This window comes from Streptomyces viridochromogenes DSM 40736 (genome assembly GCF_000158955.1).
GTDB lineage: Bacteria > Actinomycetota > Actinomycetes > Streptomycetales > Streptomycetaceae > Streptomyces > Streptomyces venetus.
The window spans coordinates 4,075,496-4,097,452 of record NZ_GG657757.1 but is presented as its reverse complement, the minus strand read 5'-3'; the positions used below and the strand labels follow the sequence as shown (position 1 = coordinate 4,097,452).

At 71.3% G+C, this 21,957-nt stretch carries 28 protein-coding genes; 23 read left to right on the top strand and 5 right to left on the bottom strand.

Annotation, left to right across the window (positions count from 1 at the left end):
• Positions 1-99 precede the first annotated feature (99 nt).
• The 9 genes from SSQG_RS17985 (at position 100) to SSQG_RS17950 (ending at position 5,669) form a co-directional block, all read left to right on the top strand.
• Positions 100-951, top strand: a complete 852-nt coding sequence (locus tag SSQG_RS17985) for an alpha/beta hydrolase (RefSeq protein WP_003991231.1) — start codon at positions 100-102, stop codon at positions 949-951.
• Between the two features lie 56 nt (positions 952-1,007).
• Positions 1,008-1,262, top strand: a complete 255-nt coding sequence (locus SSQG_RS17980; RefSeq protein ID WP_003991230.1) for a MoaD/ThiS family protein — start codon at positions 1,008-1,010, stop codon at positions 1,260-1,262.
• 2 nt (positions 1,263-1,264) lie between these two features.
• Entirely contained in the window at positions 1,265-2,341 is a 1,077-nt protein-coding gene (locus tag SSQG_RS17975) for a hypothetical protein (protein WP_039933018.1), read from the top strand.
• Between the two features lie 218 nt (positions 2,342-2,559).
• Complete coding sequence (locus tag SSQG_RS17970; protein ID WP_003991228.1) at positions 2,560-3,303, top strand: LmeA family phospholipid-binding protein; 744 nt, start codon at positions 2,560-2,562, stop codon at positions 3,301-3,303.
• 201 nt (positions 3,304-3,504) lie between these two features.
• The gene (locus SSQG_RS44010; RefSeq protein WP_350310325.1) at positions 3,505-3,585 is read left to right on the top strand and encodes a putative leader peptide; all 81 of its coding nucleotides are present in this window, start codon (positions 3,505-3,507) and stop codon (positions 3,583-3,585) included.
• A 136-nt stretch (positions 3,586-3,721) separates the two neighbouring features.
• Positions 3,722-4,567, top strand: a complete 846-nt coding sequence (locus SSQG_RS17965) for a sulfurtransferase (protein WP_003991227.1) — start codon at positions 3,722-3,724, stop codon at positions 4,565-4,567.
• Positions 4,568-4,610: 43 nt separating this feature from the next.
• Complete coding sequence (locus SSQG_RS17960) at positions 4,611-4,898, top strand: DUF1416 domain-containing protein (protein WP_003991226.1); 288 nt, start codon at positions 4,611-4,613, stop codon at positions 4,896-4,898.
• A gap of 86 nt (positions 4,899-4,984) precedes the next feature.
• Positions 4,985-5,245 (top strand): DUF3099 domain-containing protein, encoded by a 261-nt coding sequence (locus SSQG_RS17955; protein ID WP_039933016.1) that lies wholly within the window; start codon positions 4,985-4,987, stop codon positions 5,243-5,245.
• Positions 5,246-5,282: 37 nt separating this feature from the next.
• On the top strand, positions 5,283-5,669 hold the full coding sequence (locus SSQG_RS17950) for a VOC family protein (protein ID WP_003991224.1): 387 nt from the start codon (positions 5,283-5,285) through the stop codon (positions 5,667-5,669).
• Here SSQG_RS17950 and SSQG_RS17945 read toward each other — a convergent pair.
• Entirely contained in the window at positions 5,663-6,025 is a 363-nt protein-coding gene (locus SSQG_RS17945; protein ID WP_039933015.1) for a DsrE family protein, read from the bottom strand. The two genes, SSQG_RS17950 and SSQG_RS17945, sit on opposite strands and share 7 nt — an antisense overlap.
• A 203-nt stretch (positions 6,026-6,228) precedes the next feature.
• Here SSQG_RS17945 and SSQG_RS17935 point away from each other — a divergent pair, with 203 nt between their 5' ends.
• From SSQG_RS17935 to SSQG_RS17925, 3 genes are read left to right on the top strand one after another with little or no spacing between them, the layout of a single operon-like run.
• Complete coding sequence (locus SSQG_RS17935) at positions 6,229-6,804, top strand: FABP family protein (RefSeq protein WP_003991222.1); 576 nt, start codon at positions 6,229-6,231, stop codon at positions 6,802-6,804.
• Between the two features lie 16 nt (positions 6,805-6,820).
• Complete coding sequence (locus SSQG_RS17930) at positions 6,821-7,258, top strand: Fur family transcriptional regulator (protein WP_003991221.1); 438 nt, start codon at positions 6,821-6,823, stop codon at positions 7,256-7,258.
• Between the two features lie 10 nt (positions 7,259-7,268).
• A complete protein-coding gene (locus SSQG_RS17925) occupies positions 7,269-8,234 on the top strand; it encodes a YgfZ/GcvT domain-containing protein (protein WP_003991220.1) in 966 nt (321 codons plus the stop codon).
• Positions 8,235-8,261: 27 nt separating this feature from the next.
• On the opposite strand, the gene dtd is transcribed toward SSQG_RS17925, so the two are convergent.
• Complete coding sequence (gene dtd / locus SSQG_RS17920) at positions 8,262-8,687, bottom strand: D-aminoacyl-tRNA deacylase (protein ID WP_003991219.1); 426 nt, start codon at positions 8,685-8,687, stop codon at positions 8,262-8,264.
• Positions 8,688-8,899: 212 nt separating this feature from the next.
• Here dtd and SSQG_RS17915 point away from each other — a divergent pair, with 212 nt between their 5' ends.
• From SSQG_RS17915 to SSQG_RS17905, 3 genes are all read left to right on the top strand, one after another.
• Positions 8,900-9,532 (top strand): hypothetical protein, encoded by a 633-nt coding sequence (locus SSQG_RS17915; RefSeq protein WP_003991218.1) that lies wholly within the window; start codon positions 8,900-8,902, stop codon positions 9,530-9,532.
• Positions 9,533-9,609: 77 nt separating this feature from the next.
• Complete coding sequence (locus SSQG_RS17910; RefSeq protein ID WP_003991217.1) at positions 9,610-10,875, top strand: GNAT family N-acetyltransferase; 1,266 nt, start codon at positions 9,610-9,612, stop codon at positions 10,873-10,875.
• A 250-nt stretch (positions 10,876-11,125) separates the two neighbouring features.
• Entirely contained in the window at positions 11,126-12,043 is a 918-nt protein-coding gene (locus SSQG_RS17905; RefSeq protein WP_003991216.1) for a winged helix-turn-helix domain-containing protein, read from the top strand.
• Here SSQG_RS17905 and SSQG_RS17900 read toward each other — a convergent pair whose 3' ends face one another.
• A complete protein-coding gene (locus SSQG_RS17900) occupies positions 12,044-12,232 on the bottom strand; it encodes a hypothetical protein (RefSeq protein WP_003991215.1) in 189 nt (62 codons plus the stop codon). It lies immediately after the preceding gene.
• Positions 12,233-12,429: 197 nt separating this feature from the next.
• Here SSQG_RS17900 and SSQG_RS17895 point away from each other — a divergent pair, with 197 nt between their 5' ends.
• Positions 12,430-13,281, top strand: a complete 852-nt coding sequence (locus SSQG_RS17895; RefSeq protein ID WP_052310457.1) for a winged helix-turn-helix domain-containing protein — start codon at positions 12,430-12,432, stop codon at positions 13,279-13,281.
• Positions 13,230-14,027, top strand: coding sequence for an HAD family hydrolase (locus SSQG_RS17890; protein WP_003991213.1), 798 nt, complete (start codon positions 13,230-13,232; stop codon positions 14,025-14,027). Before SSQG_RS17895 ends, SSQG_RS17890 begins: the two co-directional genes overlap by 52 nt.
• A 15-nt stretch (positions 14,028-14,042) precedes the next feature.
• Here the strand turns inward: SSQG_RS17890 and SSQG_RS17885 are convergent, their stop codons facing one another.
• On the bottom strand, positions 14,043-14,231 hold the full coding sequence (locus SSQG_RS17885) for a hypothetical protein (RefSeq protein ID WP_106434179.1): 189 nt from the start codon (positions 14,229-14,231) through the stop codon (positions 14,043-14,045).
• 171 nt (positions 14,232-14,402) lie between these two features.
• Here SSQG_RS17885 and SSQG_RS17880 point away from each other — a divergent pair, with 171 nt between their 5' ends.
• From SSQG_RS17880 to SSQG_RS17855, 6 genes are all read left to right on the top strand, one after another.
• Positions 14,403-15,290, top strand: coding sequence for a GntR family transcriptional regulator (locus SSQG_RS17880; RefSeq protein ID WP_003991211.1), 888 nt, complete (start codon positions 14,403-14,405; stop codon positions 15,288-15,290).
• An 86-nt stretch (positions 15,291-15,376) separates the two neighbouring features.
• The gene (locus SSQG_RS17875) at positions 15,377-16,627 is read left to right on the top strand and encodes a phosphotransferase family protein (RefSeq protein ID WP_003991210.1); all 1,251 of its coding nucleotides are present in this window, start codon (positions 15,377-15,379) and stop codon (positions 16,625-16,627) included.
• A gap of 35 nt (positions 16,628-16,662) precedes the next feature.
• The gene (locus SSQG_RS17870) at positions 16,663-17,403 is read left to right on the top strand and encodes an HAD family hydrolase (RefSeq protein WP_039933011.1); all 741 of its coding nucleotides are present in this window, start codon (positions 16,663-16,665) and stop codon (positions 17,401-17,403) included.
• A gap of 9 nt (positions 17,404-17,412) precedes the next feature.
• Positions 17,413-18,036: a TetR family transcriptional regulator gene (locus tag SSQG_RS17865; protein WP_003991208.1), complete on the top strand. Its 624-nt coding sequence runs from the start codon at positions 17,413-17,415 to the stop codon at positions 18,034-18,036.
• Between the two features lie 40 nt (positions 18,037-18,076).
• Positions 18,077-20,116, top strand: a complete 2,040-nt coding sequence (locus SSQG_RS17860) for a HelD family protein (protein ID WP_003991207.1) — start codon at positions 18,077-18,079, stop codon at positions 20,114-20,116.
• A gap of 29 nt (positions 20,117-20,145) precedes the next feature.
• Entirely contained in the window at positions 20,146-20,769 is a 624-nt protein-coding gene (locus SSQG_RS17855) for an RraA family protein (RefSeq protein ID WP_003991206.1), read from the top strand.
• Positions 20,770-20,772: 3 nt separating this feature from the next.
• On the opposite strand, the gene SSQG_RS17850 is transcribed toward SSQG_RS17855, so the two are convergent.
• Positions 20,773-21,954: a GDSL-type esterase/lipase family protein gene (locus SSQG_RS17850; RefSeq protein WP_003991205.1), complete on the bottom strand. Its 1,182-nt coding sequence runs from the start codon at positions 21,952-21,954 to the stop codon at positions 20,773-20,775.
• Positions 21,955-21,957 lie beyond the last annotated feature (3 nt).

The following is a 21,957-nucleotide window of genomic DNA, read 5'->3' as shown; positions in this document are numbered from 1 at the left end:
TACACCTGCGGTTTCCCGCTTCGTATACAACGCTTCCGAAAGCACAAAAGGACCCGGGGGCTACGTTGCCCGAGTCCTCTGCCCAGCAGAATAGCCCACATGAGCTCTGGACCGGCAGGTCATGTGGCGCGATCCACGGTTCGTCCGCACTGTGAGACAACCGGGGGAACGCATGTGCGGACACCTTTGCGGACTTTTCTGCGCGCCTCCGACGGCGTGACGATCGACGCCGTATACGACCCGGGCACCGTCGTGCGCGACGCCTCCCGGACGCCTGCCGATCACTCCGTGTTCGTCGTCGCCCACGGTTTCACCGGCGCGGTGGACCGGCCGCACGTGCGGCGCGTGGCGCAGGCCTTCGCCCGGTACGGGGCCGTCGTCACGTTCTCCTTCCGGGGGCACGGGGCGTCCGGCGGGCGGTCCACGGTCGGGGACCGGGAGGTGCTCGACCTGGCGGCGGCGGTGCGGTGGGCGCGGGAACTCGGGCACGCGCGCGTGGGCACGGTCGGGTTCTCCATGGGCGGCTCGGTGGTGCTGCGGCACGCGGCGCTGCACCCCCGGGACACGGACGCGGTGGTGTCGGTCAGCGCCCCGGCCCGCTGGTACTACCGGGGCACCGCCCCCATGCGGCGGCTGCACTGGCTGGTGACGCGGCCCGAGGGGCGGATGGTGGGCCGGTACGGCTTCGGTACGCGGATCCACCACCGGGACTGGGACCCGGTCCCGCTCTCGCCGGTGCAGGCGGTCCCGAGGATCGCACCGACCCCGCTGCTGATCGTGCACGGCGACGCCGACGGCTACTTCCCCCTCGACCATCCGCGGATGCTCGCCGCGGCCGCCGGTGACCAGGGCGAACTGTGGCTGGAGCCGGGCATGGGGCATGCCGAGCACGCGGCGAGCGACGGCCTGCTGGAGCGGATCGCGGCGTGGGTCGTCGGCCGGGCGGGCTAGCCTGACGGGGTCCACCGTCAGGTGAGTCCCTTGTGACTGTGCGATTGAGGAAGCAGATGCCAAAGGTCACGGTGCGCTACTGGGCCGCCGCCAAGGCCGCGGCCGGGGTGGCCGAGGAGCCGTACGAGGCGGCCACGCTCGCCGAGGCGCTCGACGGGGTGCGCGGGCGACACCCCGGTGAGCTGGAGCGCGTGCTGCGGCGCTGCTCGTTCCTCGTCGACGGTGACCCCGTGGGCACCCGCGGGCATGAGACGGTACGGCTGGCCGACGGCGGCACGGTCGAGGTGCTCCCGCCGTTCGCAGGAGGGTGACGATGACCGACCAGCCGTATGGGAACGGCGGACCGTACGAGGGGTACGGGCCGAACCAGGCGTATCCCCAGCAGCCGTACCCGAACCAGGGGTACCAGCAGCCGTACGAGGATCCGTACGCCGCTCAGCAGTACACCCAGCAGTGGCAGGGGCAGACCTGGGAGACCCAGACGCACCAGCCGGTGTCCGCACCGGTGACGTCGGCGGAGGAGACGGCGTACCTGCCGCCGCAGGGATACGCGGCTCCGCCCGCCGGTGAACCCGCTCCCGCTGCCGCCCCCGCCCCCGATTCCGAGTACGGTCCCGCCACTGTCGGCGGGAACGCGCGGATCACGGACGCCCAACGGGCGCGGGCGGAGGGGCGCTCGCCGATCATCGAGCCGGGGATGCAGCCGGCCGCGCTCACGGCGCTGCTGGGGCTGCTGCTGGCGGGCGCGGCGGCGGTCGGGACGTACGCGCTCCTCGTGCCGCTCGTCGCCCTCCAGGCCGTCACCGCGGCGGGCTGGTTCCGGCTGAACGGGATGTGGCCGGCCCGGCAGGGCATCGCGCTGGGCTTCGCCGGGGCGCTGGCCGCGGACGCGGCACTGCTCGTGTCGGGCCGCTCGCCCGCCGCGATCCTGGGCACGCTCGGGGTGTGGGTGCTGCTGGCGCTGGTCCTGCAACTGCGGTCGCACGCCGACCCGGACGAGCGGATGTACGGCCTGATGGCGACGGTCGCGGCGTCGGCGCTGGCGATCGTCGCGGGCGGGTACCTGGCGGCGGACGCGGACGCGGTGACCGTGGGCGCGGTCGGCGTGGCCGTCGCGGTCCTGGCCCGTGCCCTGCCGCTGCCGACTCCGGCGTCGGTGGTGGTGGCACTGCTCGCGGGCGCCGGCGCGGGCATCGCGGTCGGCACGCTGACGGACCTGGGCACACCGGCCGCCCTCCTCGGCGCGGGCGCCGCGGCCTGCGCCCTGATCGGCCACCGGGTCGCCAGCTACGACTACCCGTCCCGCTTCGTCCACTTCACCGCAGGCGTGGCCCTCCCCCTGGCAGCGGCGGCCCCGGCGGTCTACATCCTGGGCAGGGCGCTGGCGTAGACCCAGCTGCGGGCAGTCGTGCCGCTGGGGGCGGCACGGGTGGGCGCAGCGGCACCCTGCACCGCCGGGCTGCGCAACCCCCCGCCCCCAGCCCCAACGCCGTGCGCCCCCTGTCACAGATGATCCACAATCCCGACCCCCCACCCTCCACAGGGTTACCCTCACGCAAGGGACGGCCACCGGGTCGTCGAACACCGGACCGGTGGGGGAAACACCGCATGCGCGCACTGCGAATACTGCTGATCGTCGTCGTGATCCTGGGCGGACTCTTCGTCATCGCCGACCGCGTCGCCGTCAACTTCGCCGAGGACGAGGCCGCGGACCGCCTGAAGACCACCGAGAACCTCGCCAGCACCCCCGACGTGTCCATCAAGGGCTTCCCGTTCCTCACCCAGGTCGCCGGCGGTTCCCTCGACGACATCCAGGTCGGCATCCAGAACTACGAGGCCGCCGCGGGCAACGGCGACAGCGCCCAGAAGATCCGTATCGACGACCTCCGCGCCGACATGAAGGGCGTCGAGTTCTCCGGCGACTACAGCTCCGCCACCGCGACCAGCGCCACCGGCACCGCGACCATCGCCTACGACGAGCTGCTGAAGACCGCGAAGTCGGAGCCCACCCAGGTCGCCCCGGGCGTCACCGCCAACGTCGTCGGCCTCTCCGACGGCGGCAACGGCAAGATCAAGGTCACCGTCGAGGCCACGGTCCTCGGCACCAAGCTGCCGGAGCCGGTCTCCGTGCTCAGCACGGTCACGGTCGTCGACGGCACCGTGCGCGTGAAGGCCGACGGCCTGCCCAAGTTCGGCGGTGTCGACATCGCCGAGAACCGCGTCCGGGCGATCACCGACTTCCAGCAGAAGATCGACGGCCTGCCCGGCGGCATCGAGCTGGACAAGGTGCAGGCTGCGCCGGACGGCGTGGAGATCACCGTGAAGGGTTCCAACGTCCGCCTGGCCGGGTAGGAAGGCGCAAGGCGGCGGACCAGCGGTGTCCGGTGGGCGAGACAGTGGCGTCCGCAGCTCAGATGTGACGGCCGATACGTTCGGCGACGATCCTCGTCCTGAGCCCCCGCATACCCGTCTGATCCCACATCGCGGACCATCCCGTCTCAATATGCGACACAACGGTGACACGTGCGCCTGACCGTCCCTACGATCGAGGGCATGAAGCGACAGGCGGATCTCACGAAGCGGCGGGCAGTAGACCTGTGCCGCGTCGCCGCCATGCTCTGTCGCACCTTCTGAGCGACCGCGTCGGCTGCTGCGCCGGCGCGCGCATCCCCCAGCCCCGCATCACGGGCACCCGTGCGCCGCCCTGCCTCAAGGGTGCGCCCTGCAGATCTCGCACGCCCCGCCGTAACTGCCCCGGAGGAGAAGAAGCATGAGCCGCAACGACGTCCTGGTTGACGCCGACTGGCTCCAGGAGCACCTGGACGACCCGACCATCGCCATCGTCGAGGTGGACGAGGACACGTCCGCCTACGAGAAGAACCACATCCGCAACGCCATCCGGATCGACTGGACCCAGGACCTCCAGGACCCGGTCCGCCGTGACTTCGTCGACCAGGAGGGCTTCGAGAAGCTCCTGTCGGAGAAGGGCATCGCCAACGACCACACCGTGGTCCTGTACGGCGGCAACAACAACTGGTTCGCCTCGTACGCGTACTGGTACTTCAAGCTGTACGGCCACGACAACGTCAAGCTCCTCGACGGCGGCCGCAAGAAGTGGGAGCTCGACGCCCGCGAGCTGGTCGCCGGCGACGAGGTGCCGGAGCGCCCGAAGACGGACTACAAGGCCAAGGCCCAGGACACGTCCATCCGCGCCTTCCGCGACGACGTCGTGGCCGCCATCGGTTCGCAGAACCTCGTCGACGTGCGCTCGCCCGACGAGTTCTCCGGCAAGCTGCTCGCCCCGGCCCACCTGCCGCAGGAGCAGTCCCAGCGCCCCGGCCACGTGCCGAGCGCCCGCAACATCCCGTGGTCCAAGAACGCCAACGACGACGGCACCTTCAAGTCGGACGACGAGCTCAAGGAGCTCTACACCGAGGAGAGCGTCGACCTGGCCAAGGACACCATCGCCTACTGCCGCATCGGTGAGCGCTCCGCGCTGACCTGGTTCGTGCTGCACGAGCTGCTCGGCGTGGAGAACGTCAAGAACTACGACGGCTCCTGGACCGAGTACGGCTCCCTGGTGGGCGTGCCGATCGAGCTCGGCGCCAACAAGTAAGACCTCCCGACCGACCTCTCATCACCCCCTTCAGGAGAACGACATGTGTGGAGCGAAGGCCGGCGGCCCCGACGCCTCGACGATCAAGCCCGGTGAGACCACGATCCAGGGTCAGGTGACCAAGGACGGCGAGCCCGTGGTGGGCTACGTCCGTCTGCTGGACTCGACCGGCGAGTTCACGGCCGAGGTGCCGACCTCGGCGACCGGACAGTTCCGCTTCTACGCGGCCGAGGGCACCTGGACCGTCCGTGCCCTCGTGCCCGGCGCCACCGCCGACCGCACGGTCGTCGCCCAGCAGGGCGGACTGGCTGAGGTCGCGATCGCCGTCTGACGGCGACAGGGCCAGGAGGGGCCGCACCCCCCGGGTTGGACACCTGGGGTGCGGCCCTTCGGCGTGCCCGGACCTACGCTGGAAACATGTACGCACGACGCCGGCGCACCTATTTCGCGATGATGGGCGGCTGCATCGGGCTGTTCGTCCTGGCCTGGGGCGTCGTGCGGCTCTGGTCGATCCCCGTGGCCGTCGGGATGTGCGTCGTCGCCATGGTCATCCCGCCCCTCGCGGCGATGGTCGCGAACCGCCGGGGCCCCGACGACCGCTGGTGGGACGACCCGTCCGGCGACCCCCAGTCCGACGAGTGGTGGGACGAACTGGACGGCAAGAAGCGGCCGAGGTGACCGGCGTCTTCTCTCGTCCGGCGGGTATCCCGGCCCCATGAGACTGACAGCGGCGACCCTGGACGCACCGAACGCCCGCGCACTGGCGGACTTCTATCTGCGGCTGCTGCCCGGCTGGCGGGTGTGGCGCGGGGAGGAAGGGCAGGACTGGGTGCACATCCGGCCGCCCGACGGCGGTACGGGGCTGTCCTTCCAGACGGAACCGGCCTACCGCCCGCCGCTCTGGCCGAGCGCGCCGGACCGGCAGCAGATGATGATCCACCTCGACATCGAGGTCGACGACCTGGCGGCGGAGACGGCCCGTGCGGTCGCCGAGGGGGCGAGGCTCGCCGCGTTCCAGCCGCAGGCCGGTGTCCGGGTGCTCCTGGACCCGGCGGGCCACCCCTTCTGCCTCCACACGGAGACGGACCGGCAGACTCAGTAGACGAGCGCCTGGGTGTCGTCCGCCAGGGACTCCTGGACGAAGACCTGCGCGCCCGCGATGCGGACGCCCTCGATGACGTCCTTCTCCGTGATCTCCCGGCGGGCCGCGCACTGCGTGCACAGGGTGATGCGGCCGGCCGCCATGACCGACTCGATCAGATCGGGCAGCGGGGCCGCGTGCGGCAGCTCGAACTCGGCCGCCCGGCCGGGCAGCGCGAACCAGGCGGACTCGCCGGTCAGCCACAGGGAGACGTCGACACCACTGGCCACGGCCACCGCCGCCACCGTGAACGCCTGCGAGCACCGCTCGGGGGCGTCGGCCCCCGCCGTCACCTTGATCACCAGCTTCTTCGCCATAGCCGGAATCGTAGTGCCGAAAGCGCCCGCGTAAGCTGGGGCCGGCCCTGTGCACACATCCGCACCCCGCTCAAGGAGCACCCCGTGGAGCTTTTCTTCGAAATCCTGTTGGTCCTGGTCGCCGTCGGCGTCATCGCCTTCGCCGGACTGACCGTGAAGAAGCTGTACCAGGGCCAGCGCTGACCCACGTCTAGGAAGTTCCCATGATCGAGATCCCGTCCGACCTTCACAAGGACCTCGTCCCGCTCGCCTTCCTGCTCGGCAACTGGGCGGGTGCCGGCGTGCACGACTTCCCCGGCTCCGAGAAGTGCAACTTCGGGCAGGAGGTCACGTTCACCCACGACGGCCGGGACTTCCTGGAGTACCACTCCCACTCCTGGGTCCTGGACAACGACGGCAACAAGGTCCGGCCGCTGGAGTCCGAGTACGGCTTCTGGCGGATCGACGCCGAGCGCAAGGTCGAGGTGACGATGACCCGCGACGACGGCGTCATCGAGATCTGGTACGGCGAGCTGGCCGACCAGAAGCCGCAGATCGACCTGGTGACGGACGCCGTCGCCCGGACGGCCGCCTCCCAGCCCTACAGCGGCGGCAAGCGGCTGTACGGCTACGTCAAGAGCGACCTGATGTGGGTCGGCGAGAAGCAGACCCCCGAGGTCGAGCTGCGCCCCTACATGTCGGCCCACCTGAAGAAGGTCGTCACCCCGGAGGACGTCGAGCGCTGGGCCAAGGCCCTGCCCGACGACATGCCGGACGACGGCATCGCTTTCTTCAAGTAGTCCTAGACTCAGGGGTGTGGTGAGCACCGACTGGAAGAGCGATCTGCGGCAGCGCGGCTACCGGCTGACCCCGCAGCGGCAACTCGTGCTCGAAGCCGTGGACACCCTGGAGCACGCGACCCCCGACGACATCCTCGTGGAAGTGAGGAAGACGGCGTCGGGGGTCAACATTTCCACGGTGTACCGGACGCTGGAGCTCCTGGAGGAACTCGGGCTGGTCAGCCACGCGCATCTGGGGCACGGGGCGCCGACGTACCACCTCGCGGACCGGCACCACCACCTCCACCTGGTGTGCCGCGACTGCCAGAACGTCATCGAGGCGGACGTCTCCGTGGCCGCCGAGTTCACCGACAAGCTGCGCCAGACGTTCGGCTTCGACACCGACATGAAGCACTTCGCGATCTTCGGCCGGTGCGAGGACTGCACACTGAAGGCTTCAACTACCGAGTCGTAGGCTTAGAAGTATGAAGAGCCCCCTGCTGACCCTGCCCGGCGCCGTCCCCGCCGAGGGCGCGGACGAAGGTGTCGCGGCCCACTACGGTGACCTGTTCCGCGAGCAGCGCGCCCTCGCCGACGGCACCGGCTTCGTGGACCTCTCGCACCGCGGAGTCGTCGCCGTCACCGGCGACGACCGGCTCGCCTGGCTGCACCTGCTGCTCACCCAGCACGTCAGCGAGCTCCCGGTGGGCCGGGCGACCGAGGCGCTGATCCTCTCCGCGAACGGCCACATCGAGCACGCGCTGTACCTCGTCGACGACGGCGAGACGGTCTGGGCCCATGTGGAGCCGGGCACCCAGGAGGCGTTGATCGCGTACCTGGAGTCGATGAAGTTCTTCTACAAGGTCGAGGTCGCCGACCGCACGGCCGACACCGCGGTGGTGCACCTGCCGGCCGGCTCCATCGCCGACGTCCCGGAGGGTGCCGTCGTACGGGAGACGCCGTACGGCCGTGACCTGTTCCTGCCGCGCGCCGACCTGGAGGCGTTCGCCGAACAGGCCGGGCCGCCCGCCGGGATCCTGGCCCACGAGGCGCTGCGCGTGGAGCAGCACCGGCCCCGGCTCGGCTTCGAGACCGACCACCGCACCATCCCGCACGAGCTGGGCTGGATCGGCTCGGCGGTGCACCTGCAGAAGGGCTGCTACCGGGGCCAGGAGACGGTCGCCCGGGTGCAGAACCTGGGCAAGCCGCCGCGCCGGCTGGTCTTCCTGCACCTGGACGGCAGCGAGGTCCATCTGCCGACCGCCGGCACCGAGGTCCGGCTCGCGGACGACGGCCCTGACGGCCGGAAGATCGGCTTCATCACGACCTCCGCACGCCACCACGAGCTCGGTCCGGTCGCCCTCGCCCTGGTGAAGCGGAACGTGGCCGTGGACGCGCCCCTGGTGGCCGGCGACACGGCCGCCGCCCAGGAGGTCGTCGTCGAGCCGTAGCGCTTTGACGCTTGTAGACCTTTCGGGTCAGATTTCGATCTGCACGGTGAACGGGCCGTCGTTCGTGAGCGATACCCTCATCGCCGCGCCGAAGCGGCCCGTCGCCACCGTCGCGCCCAGCGAGCGCAGCTGGGCGACCACCTCGTCGACCAGCGGTTCGGCGACGTCGCCGGGGGCGGCGGCGTTCCAGGTGGGGCGGCGGCCCTTGCGGGCGTCGCCGTAGAGCGTGAACTGGCTGATCACCAGGAGCGGGGCGTCGACGTCGCTGCACGACTTCTCGTCGTGCAGCATGCGGATCGACCAGAGCTTGCGGGCCAGCTGGGCCGCCTTCTCCTTGGTGTCCTCATGGGTGACGCCGACCAGGACGCACAGCCCCTCGCCCTCGATCGCGCCCACCGTCTCGCCGTCCACGACGACGCTCGCGCCGTCCACCCTCTGCACCACTGCTCGCATGGGTCCATCATGCAGGGCGGTGAAAGTCGGGCCGCGGGCGGTTCGCGCATGGCACGAACGGGTGGTTTGCACCGGACGCCAACGGACCGCGCTGGGACGTATTTTGCTGCCTATCCGCCCATCTGGGGTCTATCGGGGGCACTCGTTCCCATAGCGGCCACTTGGGGTGGCACGATGCTTTCACGCACCGGTCGAGGGGACGGTTGAGGCACATGAGCACATCAAGCACCGGGCAGCAGTCGGGGGCTGTCTGGTCGGCGTACACGGGGATCGCGGCGACGGAGTACCACCGGCCGCCCACACAGCGCACCGACAGCCCGCGGCTGCCGTCGGACGCTCCCGAGGACGGGCCGGCCGCGCGGAGCCTGCCCGAGCTGCGCACGCAGCGCCGCGAGGCCCAGCGCGACGAGGCCGACCTCAGCTACGTGCGGCGGCTGCTGCAGGGGCGGATCGACATCCTGCGGGCCGAGCTGGCGCGGCGCACCCCGGCGGAACCGGTCTGCGTCGCCGTGCCCGCGGAGACGTCCGTGGTCGAGCGGCTGGCGGAGATCCTGCGCGACGCCCCCGCCCGCACCCGCTCCTCCGCACGGCACCTGACCCTGGGCACACCGCAGGGCGAGGAGTACCGGCGGCTGGCCGCGGACATGCTCTCCGAGGTCGAGCTGTCCGATCTCCAGGCGCGCACGGACGAGGAGCTGACCACCGCGATGGGGCGGCTCGTGCGCTACGAGCAGCAGGTCTCCCGGCGGCGGCAGCGGCTGCAGCGCACGGCCGACGAGTGCAGCGCGGAGATCACCCGCCGCTACCGCGAGGGCGAGGCGCAGGTCGACGACCTGCTGGTGTGAGCCGCCCCCTGGGGTGGGGAGGGCCGGTGCGCGGAAATCCGCGCGACACCGACCGGCCCTCCGCCTAGCGTGAATCCATGACCCCCACGCCCCGAGCCGACGGCATCGACATACGCCCGATCACCGAAGCCGAGTTCGACGACTGGCTGCGTGCCGTGAACACCGGTTTCCTGCGGGCGTCGGCCGTCTCCGACGAGGAGCGCGAGGAGCGTCGTCGCCGGAGGTTCGTGCCGGGCCGCTACCTCGGAGCCTTCGACGGGGGACGGTGTGTGGCGACCTTCAGGTCCTTCGACCAGGAACTGACGGTCGTGGGCGGGGCGACCGTCCCGGCCGACGCCGTCTCGGGCGTCACCGTCACCGCCACCCACCGCCGCCGCGGGCTGCTCAGCAGCATGATGGCGCGGGACCTGGCGGCCGCGAAGGAGCGGGGAGACGTCGTCGCGACGCTGATCGCCGCCGAGTACCCGATCTACGGCCGGTACGGCTTCGGGCCGGCGACCTGGACGGCCGAGTGGACGGTCGACGTGCCGCGGACCGGTCTCGACGCCCGCTGGGCGGGCCCGGCGGACGGCGGGCGGATCGACCTGGTGGACGGCGAGGAGGTCCGCAAGCTCGGCCCCGAACTGCACGACCGGCTGCGTCGTACCCAGCCGGGCATGATCGACCGCGACGAGCTGTGGTGGCAGCTGGAGACCGGCGCCGTGCGGTTCGGCCCGTCGTGGAAGCCGCGCTTCTTCGCCGTGTACCGCTCGGCGTCCGGCGAGGTCGAGGGCCTGGCAGCGTACGAGGTGGACGACAACTGGGGTGACGCCAAGCAGCCGTTGAACACCGCGACCGTGAACTGGCTGACCGGCGTGACACCGGCCGCGGAGCGGGCCCTGTGGCAGTACCTCTGCTCGATCGACTGGGTCGTGAAGGTGAAGAGCGGCTACCGGGCGCCGGACGACCTGCTCCCGCACGTCCTGCCCGACCCGAGGGCCGCCAGGATCACATCGCTGGCGGACTGGCTGTGGGTGCGGATCCTGGACGTCGAACGGGCCCTTGAGACGCGGACGTACGAGGGGGAGGGCGCGCTGGTGCTGGAGGTCGCCGGGGCGGACCGGCTGACCGGCGGGCGCTACCGCCTCGACGCCTCGGCCGACGGGGCGTCCTGCACGCCGACCACCGAGACCGCGGACCTCGCCGTGGGGCTGGGCGACCTGGGGGCGCTGTGGCTGGGGGACGAGTCGGCGGTGCGGCTGGCCGCGCTGGGCAGGGTCCGGGAAGAACGAGCGGGCGCCGCCCGGAAGGCCGACGCCCTGCTGCGTACGTCCAGGCGGCCTTGGTGCCCGGACCTGTTCTGAAGCGCTCCCTTCTGCCGACGACGGGGACCCGCATCCGTAGCGAGCTGTTCGGTTGTGGTTGTCGTGCGGTGCTGTTCCGGTCGGGCGGGGCTCCCGGCTCCCCTCCGGAAGGGAGCCCCGTGAGTGGATGGCCAACCTCCTGAAGGGCTGACCATGTCGCTCAAGTTGGCGACCAACTTCTCTGTACTTATCTCCGCTTGGAAGCGGCTCATAACCACCTCGTCCTGAACTGCCCAAAGATGGCGGGAAGTTGTACCGTTCAGAGGTGGACCCGGAACACGCCTCCGTCACTGGACGGAAGAGGTCGCAACGGCCACAGAGGACACATCGCGAGGTGGCCGAAGAGCTGCGCGCCCGGATCAGGTCAGGAGCGCTGCGGCCGGGTGAACGCATGCCCACCCAGGCCCAGCTGGCCCACGAGTTCGGGGTCGAGCGCGGTGCCGTGCGCCAGGCGCTGCGCATCCTGCAGTCCGAGCGGTTGCTCACCCATGTGTCCAAGGGCGCCCCCGCGATCGTCGTCGCCGACCTCACCCGGGCGCTGACCGGGCCGGAAGCGCCGCCGCTGCCGACGACGGTGGCCCTCGCGCCCCGGATCGCGCAGGCGTTCGCGGCGGAGCACGTCGAGATCGACGCCGTGTGCCTGACCTCCATCTCCCTCACGCTCGCCATCGGTGAGCCGCTGCGGCAGATCCACGCCGGGCGGCTGAAACCGGCCAAGGTCGACGTCCGTGTCCTGCTGCCCAGCCGGGACATCGACCTGGCCTTCCCGGTGCCGGTCGAGGGGCGCCGGGACGACTGGGTGCACGAGCGGTGGGTCGCGATGCGCAACGCCCAGGGGCAGGTGCTGGAGCACAACCTGCTGGCCCTGCGCGCCACGCACGGCATCGACGTGCACGTCACGTTCCGCGCGCTGCCCTTCACGCCGCCGGTGAAGCTCTACCTCCTCAACGGCGCGGAGGCGCTGTTCGCGTACTACACGCTGGCCCGCCGGGAGACCGAGATCGACCACGAGCAGCTGGAGATGTACGACGCCCAGGGCACCCGGTCGATGCTGTTCTCCTTCCGGCAGGGCCCGGGCCTGCGCGACACCACGTTCGTGGAGCAGTCCCACCTGTGGTTCAACGCGCTGTGGGAGACGATCAGTTCGGAGCTGGTGCTCACGGGCTGATCAGCGGGCGGGCCCCGTCATCAGCAGAGCGAGCACGACCGCTCCGGCGGAGCTGACCGCCGGGCTCTTGGCCTTGATGCCCACGGTGAGCAGGAGCAGGCCGACGATGCCCGCCGGGCCGTACTTCCACTGGACGAGCTGCTCGAAGGCGACGACGAAGACGGCGGAGAGGAGAGCGAGGGCGGGCATCGGGGTTCCCCCTTCGGAAGTTCGGAAGCAAAACTTCCGCCAACTCCGAGAAGTTGGCAACCAACTCTGATTAAGTTGTCCCCACTTGTCCCCTAGCAATAAACAACTTTCAAACAACTCCCGCCAGATGGATCAGAGTTGTAGCGTTTGGTCGTGACTCAGAAGAGCGTGGGGGGAACGTGGCGGAGAACGTGGCAGTGAACGGCAGCAGAAGGCTCACGCCTCAGGAGATCGCCGACCGCCTGCGGGAACGCATCCGCGCCGGTGAGCTGAGGCCCGGGGACCGGCTGCCCACCCAGGCCGAACTCGCGGAGGAGTTCGGCGTGGAACGCGGCACCGTCCGCCAGGCCGTGCGGGCGCTCCAGGAGGACGGCCTCCTCGCCAACGTCAGCAAGGGCAGCCCGCCGCGGATCGCGGCACCGGCGCCGGCGCGGGGGGAGCCGCAGCCGACGATGGTGGGGCTGGCGCCCCGGCTGACCGAGGCGTTCTCGGCCCGGCGCGTGCGGGTCGACGTCGTCTGCCACACCGCGGAGACGCTGATGGTCGCCATCGGCGAACCGCTCCGCCTGATCCACGAGGGCCGCCTCCACCCCGAGTCGATCGACGTCCGCATCCTCGTCCCCTCCCGGGACATCGAGCTGGCCTTCCCCGTCGCCGTGGAGGCCCACGGCGACGACAACCCCGTCCACCAGCGGTGGCTGGCGATGCGCAACGCCCAGGGCCAGGTCCTCCGGCACAACCTGCTGGCCCTGCGCTCCACGCACGGGATCGACGTCCGCGTCACCTTCCGCGCTCTGCCGTTCACGCCACCGATGAAGCTCTACGTGCTCAACGGCGAGGAAACGCTGTTCGGGTACTACATGCTGACCAGGCGCGCGGAGGAGTGGGGCAGCCAGACCCTGGACATGTACGACGCCCTGGGCTCCCAGTCCCTGCTCTTCTCGTTCGTGAAGCGGGCGGGACACCGCGATGCGGCGTTTGTGGAGGAATCCCAGAAGTGGTTCGACGCCCTCTGGGAAACCATCACGACGGACCTGACACTCTCCTAGTGACTTCTGATACGACGCAGACCGAACCGGTGGCATCCAAGACCGAGATCGACCCGGGGCAGCAGCTCGTGGATCTGATCAGACCTGCCCGCGTGGTGCTCTGGGACTTCGACGGACCGATCTGCCGGCTCTTCGCCGTCCGCAAGGCCGAGCAGGTGGCACGTGACCTGGTGGAATGGCTCGAGTCGCAAGGCCTGCACGGCCTGATGACGCAGGCCGAGCGCGAGTCGCTGGACCCGCATGTCGTGCTGCGTGCCGTCTACAGCCGGCATCCGGGCAGCGACCTGGCCGCGCAGCTGGAGAAACGCCTCACCGATGAGGAGTTGCGGGCCGCGGCCACGGCATGGCCCACCGCGTGGGCCGACCCCCTGATACGCACCTGGACGGCGGTCGGTTCCCGGCTGGCCATCGCCAGCAACAACTCCCCGCGCGTGATCCGTGAGTACCTCACGGGCCGGGACCTGCTGTCCTGCTTCTCCCCGCACGTCTACGGCCGGACCGAGAACCTCCAGCAGCTCAAGCCGGACCCGCACTGCCTCAACCGCGCGCTGAACGCCATGGGCGCCGCCCCGGGCTCCGCCCTGATGATCGGCGACACACCCTCCGACCACCGGGCCGCCCAGCTCGCGGGCGTACCGTTCCTCGGCTACGCGCGGGGCGACCGGAACGCCAAGCTGCTGCGGGAGGCCGGCGCCGAGGTCGTCGTGCAGTCGCTGGAGCCGTTGCTGGCACTGTTGCGGCGCTGAGGTCCGGAGCGCGGTTCAGCCCTTCGTCATGAGGAGCAGCAGGATCACCGCTCCCAGGGACGCGCAGGTCGAGTTCCGCGCCTTCACGCCGACGCCCAGCAGGAACAGGGCGACCAGCCCCATCGCTCCCAGCTTCCACTGCACGAGCTGTTCACAACCGAGCGCGAGTACCACGCCGACGAACTGCAGAGCTGGCGTTGCCACCACGATTCCCCCTCTGGGCCGTCAACTCGTCCGCCAATTGGACTGGTTGCCTGAAAATGGTCTAACCGTGGGTCAAGATTTCTAATCCTCGGTCTCATTGGTCGTTCAGTGGTTGGAGGGAAGTTGACTGACAGTGGTGTGAATCCGGCAGGGGGGCGGTAGGTTCTGAGCATGAGCAGCTCAGCACGCGCGGATGGCGCCGGCCGTAGGTTCCTGCAGGTGGCGGAGCTCCTGCGGGATCGCATCAAGGACGGGACGTACCCTGCCGACAGCCTGCTGCCACCCCAGCGGGAGCTGGCCGCCGGCCTCGGTGTCTCCAGGGACACGATCCAGCGTGTCCTCAGGCAGCTCAGCGACGAGGGGCTGCTCGACATCCGCCAGGGCAGCGGCAGCCGCGTGCGGGGCGGACCGCCCGGGGCGCCGCCGGAGACGGCCGCGCACGTGGAAGCGGGCCGGCCCGCCCTGGGGGCGTGGATCGACCGGGCCTTCCAGGAGGAAGCGGAGGTGAGCCTCGATGTCTTCTCGCTGACCTCCGAGACCCTGGTCGGCCATCTCACGAGGCAGGCCGAACGCATCATCGTCGAGCAGAAGACCCCGCCGCGTGCGCTGCGCGTCCGCATGCTGCTCCCGGCCGAGGACGAACCGCTGGCCTACCCCCGGGCGCAGGACCCCGACGACCCGCGGATCCACGAGCGATGGCGGATGATGGCGCGCCGGTATGTCCGGGAGACGCGCGAGCTGGTCGCCAGGCTCGGGGACGCGGGAGTCGACACTGACCTGCAGGTCAGGCGCGTACGGCTGACGCCCACGTTCAAGCTGTACGTCCTCAACGGAAAGCACATGCTCTACGGCATGTACAAGCCGGAGAGGACCGTCATCACGCTCGACGACGAGGAGGAGACCCAGGTCGAGGCGGTGGATGTGCTCGGCGCCTTCTCGAAGCTCCACTCCTTCCATGCGTCCGGGGACGAGCGCGATGCCGCCTTCTTCGAGGAGAAGCGTGACTGGTTCCAGTCGACTTGGGACGTTCTGGGGTCGACGGCGCGACGAGAAAAGTGAGGCGTCCGAGCACCCAGTGTGAAGAAGGCTGTCCGAATAGTGACACGCGGTGAGTCACGCCGGTCGCCGTACTACTGTGTGCGCCCATGTCGTCCCCTCTGCACCGCAGAGCGTTCCACTCGCTGGTACGCCGACTCGCGGAGGCGCGGCGCCGCAGCCCCGACGGGGAGGTGGTTTCCGGCCATCACAACACGAACCTCGTCATGTCCCTGGGAGCTCCGCTGGCTCTCGTGCTGGGGCAGCGGTCCGGGGGCGTCCTCGCCAAGTTCCGTACGCCCCTGCGGGCGGTCGAAGTGGTGCCGCGGATCTGGCGGCGGGAGTCCGAGCTGCTGCGGGCGCTCGACGGCCGGGTGCGTCATGTGCCGCGCTGCCTGGCGGACTTCGGAGAATGGTCTCTGCACGAGTACCTGCCGGGCCCGACCCTCGCCGAGGCGGCCCCCGAGGGACAGCGGATCGGCCCGGACCGGGTGGTCGCGCTGGCCGGGTTCTTCGCGGAACTGGCCGGGGTGCCCGAGCGTGATCTGCCGCCGTTGCCCGCCGACTGGCCTGACGACGGCGACAGCGAGGGCTTCCTGGGCTGGCTGGCCCGTTTCGCCGAGCAGCAGGTGCACCAGTCCAATCGGCCGCGTTTCGGCCTGCTCTTCGACGCGGTGGGCATCCCCCGCGACGCCGTCGAGCGGTTCGTGAACACCCTCCCCACACCGGCCCAGCGCCCGTTCGCCCTGCTGCACACCGACGTCCACCGGGCCAATGTGCTGGTCCTGCCCGGGTCGGCCGGCGAAAACCTCGCGGTGATCGACTGGGAACTCGCCCTGTACGGCGACCCGTTGCACGACCTCGCGACACATCTGGTCCGGATGGACTACGACAAGGACGAGCGCGAGCTGATGATCGACCTGTGGACCCAGGCGATGCGCCGCTCGGGACACGGCGAGATGACCGCCGACCTGGACCGGGGGCTGCGCGCCTACCGTGACTTCGAGTACGTCCAGTCGCTGTACCCGGATGTGATGCGTGCCGCGCTGTACCTCCCCGAGCACCCCGGCGAACGCGAACTCGCGGAGGCGGCCGACCGGGTGTGCCGGGCGCTGCGCCGGGCCTGGCGGCCGCTGCGGCTCACGGGTGACCCCCGGGACGAGAACGAGGTGCGCGAGGCGCTGCGGCGGTGGCATGCCGGGGACCGGGAATGGCGTACCCGGTCGGGCGCCGACGGACCGGGCGGGGACGGGCCGCAGCAGGGGGACATAACCTGGCTCCCCCGGGTGCGGCGCTGGCGTACCCGGCAGGCCCGTCCGGCTCAGGCGGAACGCAGGGAGCCGACGGGCGCGCGGAGCTGAGACGGATCCGGGCGGGGAAGGCGGGCGGAGACGACATGGCCGTAGCCATCGACGCGTTCACGGACGTACGCACGCTGCTGGCCGGTGCCCGGGGCGTGCTCTTCGACTTCGACGGGCCGATCTGCCGGCTCTTCCCCGAGGACGGCTCCCGGCCGATCGCCGACGAACTCCGGGACGTGATCGACGCGTTCGGCGCCGGCCACGTCCTCGGCGAGGCCGAGCGCGCCGACAAGGATCCGCACGTGGTCCTGCGCGCGGTGCACGAGCGGGGCGGGCCCGCCCTGCGGGGACTGCTGAGCGACCTGGAGGGCCGGGTCACGGCGGGCGAACTCGCCGCCGCCGAACGCGTCGCCGCACAGGAGAAGTGGCACACCCCGTACGTGGACGCCCTCATCCGCACACTGTCGGGGAGGGGAGCCCGCCTCGCCGTGGTCACCAACAACTCGCCCCTCGCGGCCGAGGCGCACCTCGACAGGCGCGGACTGCTCCGGTACTTCACCACGGTCCAGGGCCGCCGCCCCGACGACCCGGGCCTGATGAAGCCCCATCCCGACGTTCTCTCCCGCGCCCTGCGCGAACTGCGCCTCGGCCCCGAGGACGCGGTGATGATCGGCGACACGGGCACGGACGTGCGGGCGGCCGCACGGGCGGGCGTGGACTTCATCGGCTACGGACGCGACGAACGCAAGATCGACGCCCTGCGCCGAGCGGCGGCCGCGATGGTGATCACCTCGTACGAACCGCTGGCCGAGAGCGAGTGGGCGGACGGATCGTAGGCTCGCCGCATGAGCGAGATCGGGCTGCGGGAGCGCAAGAGGCAGCGGATGTACCAGGTCGTGTCGGACATCGCGATCCGGCTCTTCCTGGAGAAGGGGTTCGACGCGGTGTCCGTCGCCGAGGTGGCGGCGGCGGCCGAGATCTCGAAGCCGACGCTGTTCCGGTACTTCCCGGCCAAGGAGGATCTGGTGCTGCACCGGATCGCCGACCACGAGGGGGAGGCCGCGCGGGTGGTGGCGGAGGCGGAGGAGCCCCCGGTCGAGGCGTTGCGGCGGCACTTCCTGGACGGACTCGAACGGTCCAATCCCGTGACCGGGCTCAGCGATGACCCTCAGGTCCTCGCCTTCCACGGCCTGCTCTACGAGACGCCCTCCCTGGTCGCCCGGGCCCACACGCACCAGGAGCGGTCCGAGGCCGCGCTCGCGGAGGTGCTCGGCGGTGATCTGGACGCGCGGCTCGCGGCCGGGCAGATCATGGCGGTGCTGCGGGTCCTCGCGATGGAGAACTGGCGGCGGATCGCGGCGGGGGAGCGGGTGGCGGACGTACGGCCGGACGCGGTGGCGGCGGCCGAGCGGGCGTTCGGATGGCTGGCGACCGGACTGCCGCCGGACCTCCAAGGTGATACACAGTAATAAATTTAACTCGGTTGCGTTTTCGCTTATGCTCGGTGGAATGACGTCGACCGAGCCTGCCCTTCACCACGTACTCGACCGGGAACGCGCCCATCACGAGCGCTGCCGGGACGCCCTCGCCGCCATGGTCGAGGGCGCCGGTGAACAGGTCGTCATCGGGGAGGACGTATCCGCCTCCGGTGCCGACGCCGAGGTCCTCGGACACCGGCTGCGCAGCCAGGCCAAGGCGCTGCGCGAACTGCCCGAGGGGCCGTTGTTCTTCGGGCGGCTGGACTACACGGGGAGCGACCGTCCGGGGAGCGAAGCGCAGGCGCTGCACATCGGGCGGCTGCGCATCACCGAGCACCCGGCCGAACCGCCCCTCGTGGTCGACTGGCGCGCTCCCGTCTCGCGCGCCTTCTACCAGGCCTCCGCGCGTGATCCGCAGGGCGTCGCCGTGCGCCGGCGGTTCGGCTGGGCGCCCGGCAGCCGGGGCGACTCCGGCGACCTCACCGGCCTGGAGGACGAGCACCTGGAGCAGGGCGAGGCCCGGGCCAGTGAGATCGTCGCCCGCGAGATCGAGCGGCCACGGGTCGGACCCATGCGGGACATCGCCGCGACCATCCAGCCCGAGCAGGACGACCTCGTCCGGGAGGACCTGACGGTGTCGGTGTGCGTGCAGGGGGCGCCCGGCACCGGCAAGACCGCCGTCGGGCTGCACCGGGCCGCGTACCTGCTCTACACCCACCCACAGCGCATCCGCCGAGGCGGTCTGCTGATCCTCGGGCCCAACCGCACCTTCCTGTCGTACATCGCGGAGGTCCTGCCGGCCCTCGGCGAGAGCGGGGTGCGGCAGTCGACGCTCGCCGAGGAGATCGCCCGGCATCCGGTCAGGGGCGCCGACGAGCCGGCGGCCGCCGTCGTCAAGCACGACGCCCGGATGGCCGAGGTGCTGCGGCGGGCGCTGTACGCGCGCGTGCGCACCGAGGGGGCCGGCTCGCTCGCCGTGCCGGACGGGTCGTACCACTGGCGGGTCCCGGAGGCGGAACTGGCACGGATCGTCGCGACCGTACGGGAGGAGGAACCCCCGTACGAGGTCGGGCGGGAGCGTGTGCGGGCGCGGATCGTGAGGTGTCTGCGCGAGCAGGTGGAGCGGCGGGCCGGGCCGCCCACGAACGCCTGGGTGCGCCGGGTCGAGCGGGCGCGGCCCGTGTCCGCGTACCTCGACGCCGTCTGGCCCCGGGTGCGGCCCGAGGAGGTCGTGGCCGGGCTGCTCGGCGGCCACGGGGCTCTGGCGGAGGCGGCCGACGGGTTGCTGGACCCCGCCGAGCAGGAGGCGCTGCGCTGGCTGAAGCCGCCCCGGTCGTGGAAGTCGGCGCGCTGGTCGGCCGCCGATCTGGTGCTCCTCGACGAGGTCGCCGGGCTGCTCGAGCGCCCGGAGGGGTACGGGCATGTCGTCGTCGACGAGGCGCAGGACCTGTCACCGATGGAATGCCGGGCCATCGCCCGCCGGGCCTCCTTCGGTTCGCTGACGGTGCTGGGCGACCTGGCCCAGGGGACGACGCCGTGGGCGGCACGGTCGTGGCGGACGGTCCTCGCGCACCTGGGGAAGCCGGACGCGCCCGTGATCGCGCTGACCACCGGCTTCCGCGTGCCGCAGGCGGTCGTCGGGTTCGCCAACCGGCTGCTGGAGCGGCTGGACGTGGACGTGCCGGCGGCCCGTTCGCTGCGCGGGGACGGGGAGTTGCGGATCCGGGAGACCACCCGGGACAGCGTGCCCGCGGCGGTCGTGGACGCCGTACGGGACGCCCTGCGGCGCGAGGGCTCGGTCGGAGTCGTCGCGGCGGACGCCGACGTCCCCGGGGTGCGGGCCGCACTGGAGGCCGCCGGTGTCGAGGCGGCGGGCCACGAGGAACTCGGCGCGCGGCTGTCGCTGGTGCCGGCGAGCGTGGTCAAGGGACTGGAGTACGACCATGTCGTGGCCGTCGAGCCGGCGGCGATCGCCGAGGCCGAGGAACGGGGACCGCACCGGCTGTACGTGGTGCTGACGCGGGCGGTGTCGCGGCTGGAGGTGGTGCGGGCTCGGCCGTTGCCGTTCTGACGCCCGGCGTCGGTGGTTGGATCGGTGTCATGGCTGACGTCAACACCTTCACGGACATACCCACGACCACACTGGCCGACCTGCTGGGCCGCGAGCAGGTCATGGACATCGGGATCCGGCCGCTGTGGGGACCGGTGCCGCGCGTGGCCGGACCGGCCTTCACCGTGCGGTGCCCGCCCGGCGACAACCTGATGCTGCACGCCGCGATCCACCGGGCCGCCCCCGGCTCGGTCGTCGTCGTGGAGTCGGGCGACCTCGACTACGCGCTGGCCGGAGGCCACGTCTGCGCCGTCGCCCGGCGCCGGGGCGTCGCCGCGTTCGTCGCCGACGGCCTGATCCGCGACCTCGCCGAGGTACGGGAGATGCGCTTCCCGGTGTTCGCCCGCGGGGTCATCCCCATCCCGGGCGCCAAGTCGGCCGTCCGGCCGCTGGGGGAGCGGGTGCGCTGCGGCGGGGTCGCGGTCGACGCGGGCGACGTGGTCGTCGCCGACGAGGAAGGCGTCGTGGTGGTGCCCGCCGCCCGCATCGAGGAGACCCACACCGCCGCCCGCGCCAAGCTGGCCAAGGAGGAGGCGGAGACCCTGGACACCTGGGAGTCGGCCCACCGGGCCCGCATCGACAAGATTTTGGCGGACCAGGGGTTCGAGGACTGACGGTCAGTTCCGTACCGCGAAGGGACCGCCCTCGGTGAAGACCAGTTCGCCGAAGCGTTCGCCGATGTGGCGGTGGGTGGCCGCATCCGGGTGGACGTTGTCGGGGAGCGGGAGTTCGGCCGCGTCGGACGCGCCGTAGAGCTCCAGGCCGTCGAGGTAGTGGAGGTTGGGGTCGTCGGCGGCGCGCTGCCGCACGATGCGGGACAGTTCCTCGCGGATGACGGTGAGGGTGAGCTTGCCGGTGGGCGTCTCCGCGGGGTCGCCCATGGCGGCGAAGACCAGGCGGCCCTTGCCGAGCTCGTCGATCTCGGGGGCGGTGGGGCCGGGCGTGTCCTCGTGGATGGCGCAGTGGACGGGGGAGACGAGCAGCAGCGGGGTGTCGGGGTGTCCCTCGCGGATCGTGTCGAGGAAGCCGTGCACGGCCGGGCCGAAGGTGCGCAGCCGCATCGCGTCCTGGTTGACGAGGTTGATGCCCATCTTGACGCTGATCAGATCGGCCGGGGTGTCCCGCATGGCGCGCGCGGTGAACGGGTCGAGCATCGCGCTGCCGCCCAGGCCGAGGTTGATCAGCTCCACACCCCCGAGGGACGCGGCGATCGCCGGCCAGATGGCCGTGGGGCTCGCGGCGTCGGAGCCGTGGCTGATCGAGCTGCCGTGGTGCAGCCACACCCTGCGGCCCCGGTCCGGCAGTGGCTCTACGGGCGCGTCGGTGCGCAGGGCGACGAGCTCGGTGGTCTCGTTGTGCGGCAGCCAGATCTCGACGTCCTTGTCGTGCGCGGGCAGTCCGGTGAAGCGGACCGTGCCGACCGGGCCGGGCTCGACCTCGCCGTCCCAGGTGGCCATGTCGATCGTGAGGACGTTGCCGCCGGTCCCGGAGGCCTGGCCGGCCGGTCGGCCGTCGACGAGCAGGTCGTACAGGCCGTCCGGGCGCGGCGGGAAACCGGCGTAGTCGCGCTTGGTGCGCAGGGTGTCCAGTTCGACGGCGGTCGCTGCCGTACGGAAGACCAGCCGTACGCCGGAAGGCTGGGCCTCGGCCATCGCCAGCTGCGCGTTGGTGTTCTGCGCGCGGGCCCGGGCGGGCAACCGGTGCGGGAGCAGGCCGTGCTCGGTGCGCTCCAGGTCGAGGGCACCACGCAGCAGGTCCGCCGTGAGGGGGGTGGTGATCCAGTCGTGCTCGGTGTGCATGGG

Coding starts and splice junctions, on each gene's coding strand:
- SSQG_RS17985 (WP_003991231.1), top strand. CDS start 100: ATGAGCTCTGGACCGGCAGGTCATGTGGCGCGATCCACGGTTCGTCCG.
- SSQG_RS17980 (WP_003991230.1), top strand. CDS start 1,008: ATGCCAAAGGTCACGGTGCGCTACTGGGCCGCCGCCAAGGCCGCGGCC.
- SSQG_RS17975 (WP_039933018.1), top strand. CDS start 1,265: ATGACCGACCAGCCGTATGGGAACGGCGGACCGTACGAGGGGTACGGG.
- SSQG_RS17970 (WP_003991228.1), top strand. CDS start 2,560: ATGCGCGCACTGCGAATACTGCTGATCGTCGTCGTGATCCTGGGCGGA.
- SSQG_RS44010 (WP_350310325.1), top strand. CDS start 3,505: ATGAAGCGACAGGCGGATCTCACGAAGCGGCGGGCAGTAGACCTGTGC.
- SSQG_RS17965 (WP_003991227.1), top strand. CDS start 3,722: ATGAGCCGCAACGACGTCCTGGTTGACGCCGACTGGCTCCAGGAGCAC.
- SSQG_RS17960 (WP_003991226.1), top strand. CDS start 4,611: ATGTGTGGAGCGAAGGCCGGCGGCCCCGACGCCTCGACGATCAAGCCC.
- SSQG_RS17955 (WP_039933016.1), top strand. CDS start 4,985: ATGTACGCACGACGCCGGCGCACCTATTTCGCGATGATGGGCGGCTGC.
- SSQG_RS17950 (WP_003991224.1), top strand. CDS start 5,283: ATGAGACTGACAGCGGCGACCCTGGACGCACCGAACGCCCGCGCACTG.
- SSQG_RS17945 (WP_039933015.1), bottom strand. CDS start 6,025: ATGGCGAAGAAGCTGGTGATCAAGGTGACGGCGGGGGCCGACGCCCCC.
- SSQG_RS17935 (WP_003991222.1), top strand. CDS start 6,229: ATGATCGAGATCCCGTCCGACCTTCACAAGGACCTCGTCCCGCTCGCC.
- SSQG_RS17925 (WP_003991220.1), top strand. CDS start 7,269: ATGAAGAGCCCCCTGCTGACCCTGCCCGGCGCCGTCCCCGCCGAGGGC.
- dtd (WP_003991219.1), bottom strand. CDS start 8,687: ATGCGAGCAGTGGTGCAGAGGGTGGACGGCGCGAGCGTCGTCGTGGAC.
- SSQG_RS17915 (WP_003991218.1), top strand. CDS start 8,900: ATGAGCACATCAAGCACCGGGCAGCAGTCGGGGGCTGTCTGGTCGGCG.
- SSQG_RS17910 (WP_003991217.1), top strand. CDS start 9,610: ATGACCCCCACGCCCCGAGCCGACGGCATCGACATACGCCCGATCACC.
- SSQG_RS17900 (WP_003991215.1), bottom strand. CDS start 12,232: ATGCCCGCCCTCGCTCTCCTCTCCGCCGTCTTCGTCGTCGCCTTCGAG.
- SSQG_RS17880 (WP_003991211.1), top strand. CDS start 14,403: ATGAGCAGCTCAGCACGCGCGGATGGCGCCGGCCGTAGGTTCCTGCAG.
- SSQG_RS17875 (WP_003991210.1), top strand. CDS start 15,377: ATGTCGTCCCCTCTGCACCGCAGAGCGTTCCACTCGCTGGTACGCCGA.
- SSQG_RS17870 (WP_039933011.1), top strand. CDS start 16,663: ATGGCCGTAGCCATCGACGCGTTCACGGACGTACGCACGCTGCTGGCC.
- SSQG_RS17865 (WP_003991208.1), top strand. CDS start 17,413: ATGAGCGAGATCGGGCTGCGGGAGCGCAAGAGGCAGCGGATGTACCAG.
- SSQG_RS17860 (WP_003991207.1), top strand. CDS start 18,077: ATGACGTCGACCGAGCCTGCCCTTCACCACGTACTCGACCGGGAACGC.
- SSQG_RS17855 (WP_003991206.1), top strand. CDS start 20,146: ATGGCTGACGTCAACACCTTCACGGACATACCCACGACCACACTGGCC.
- SSQG_RS17850 (WP_003991205.1), bottom strand. CDS start 21,954: ATGCACACCGAGCACGACTGGATCACCACCCCCCTCACGGCGGACCTG.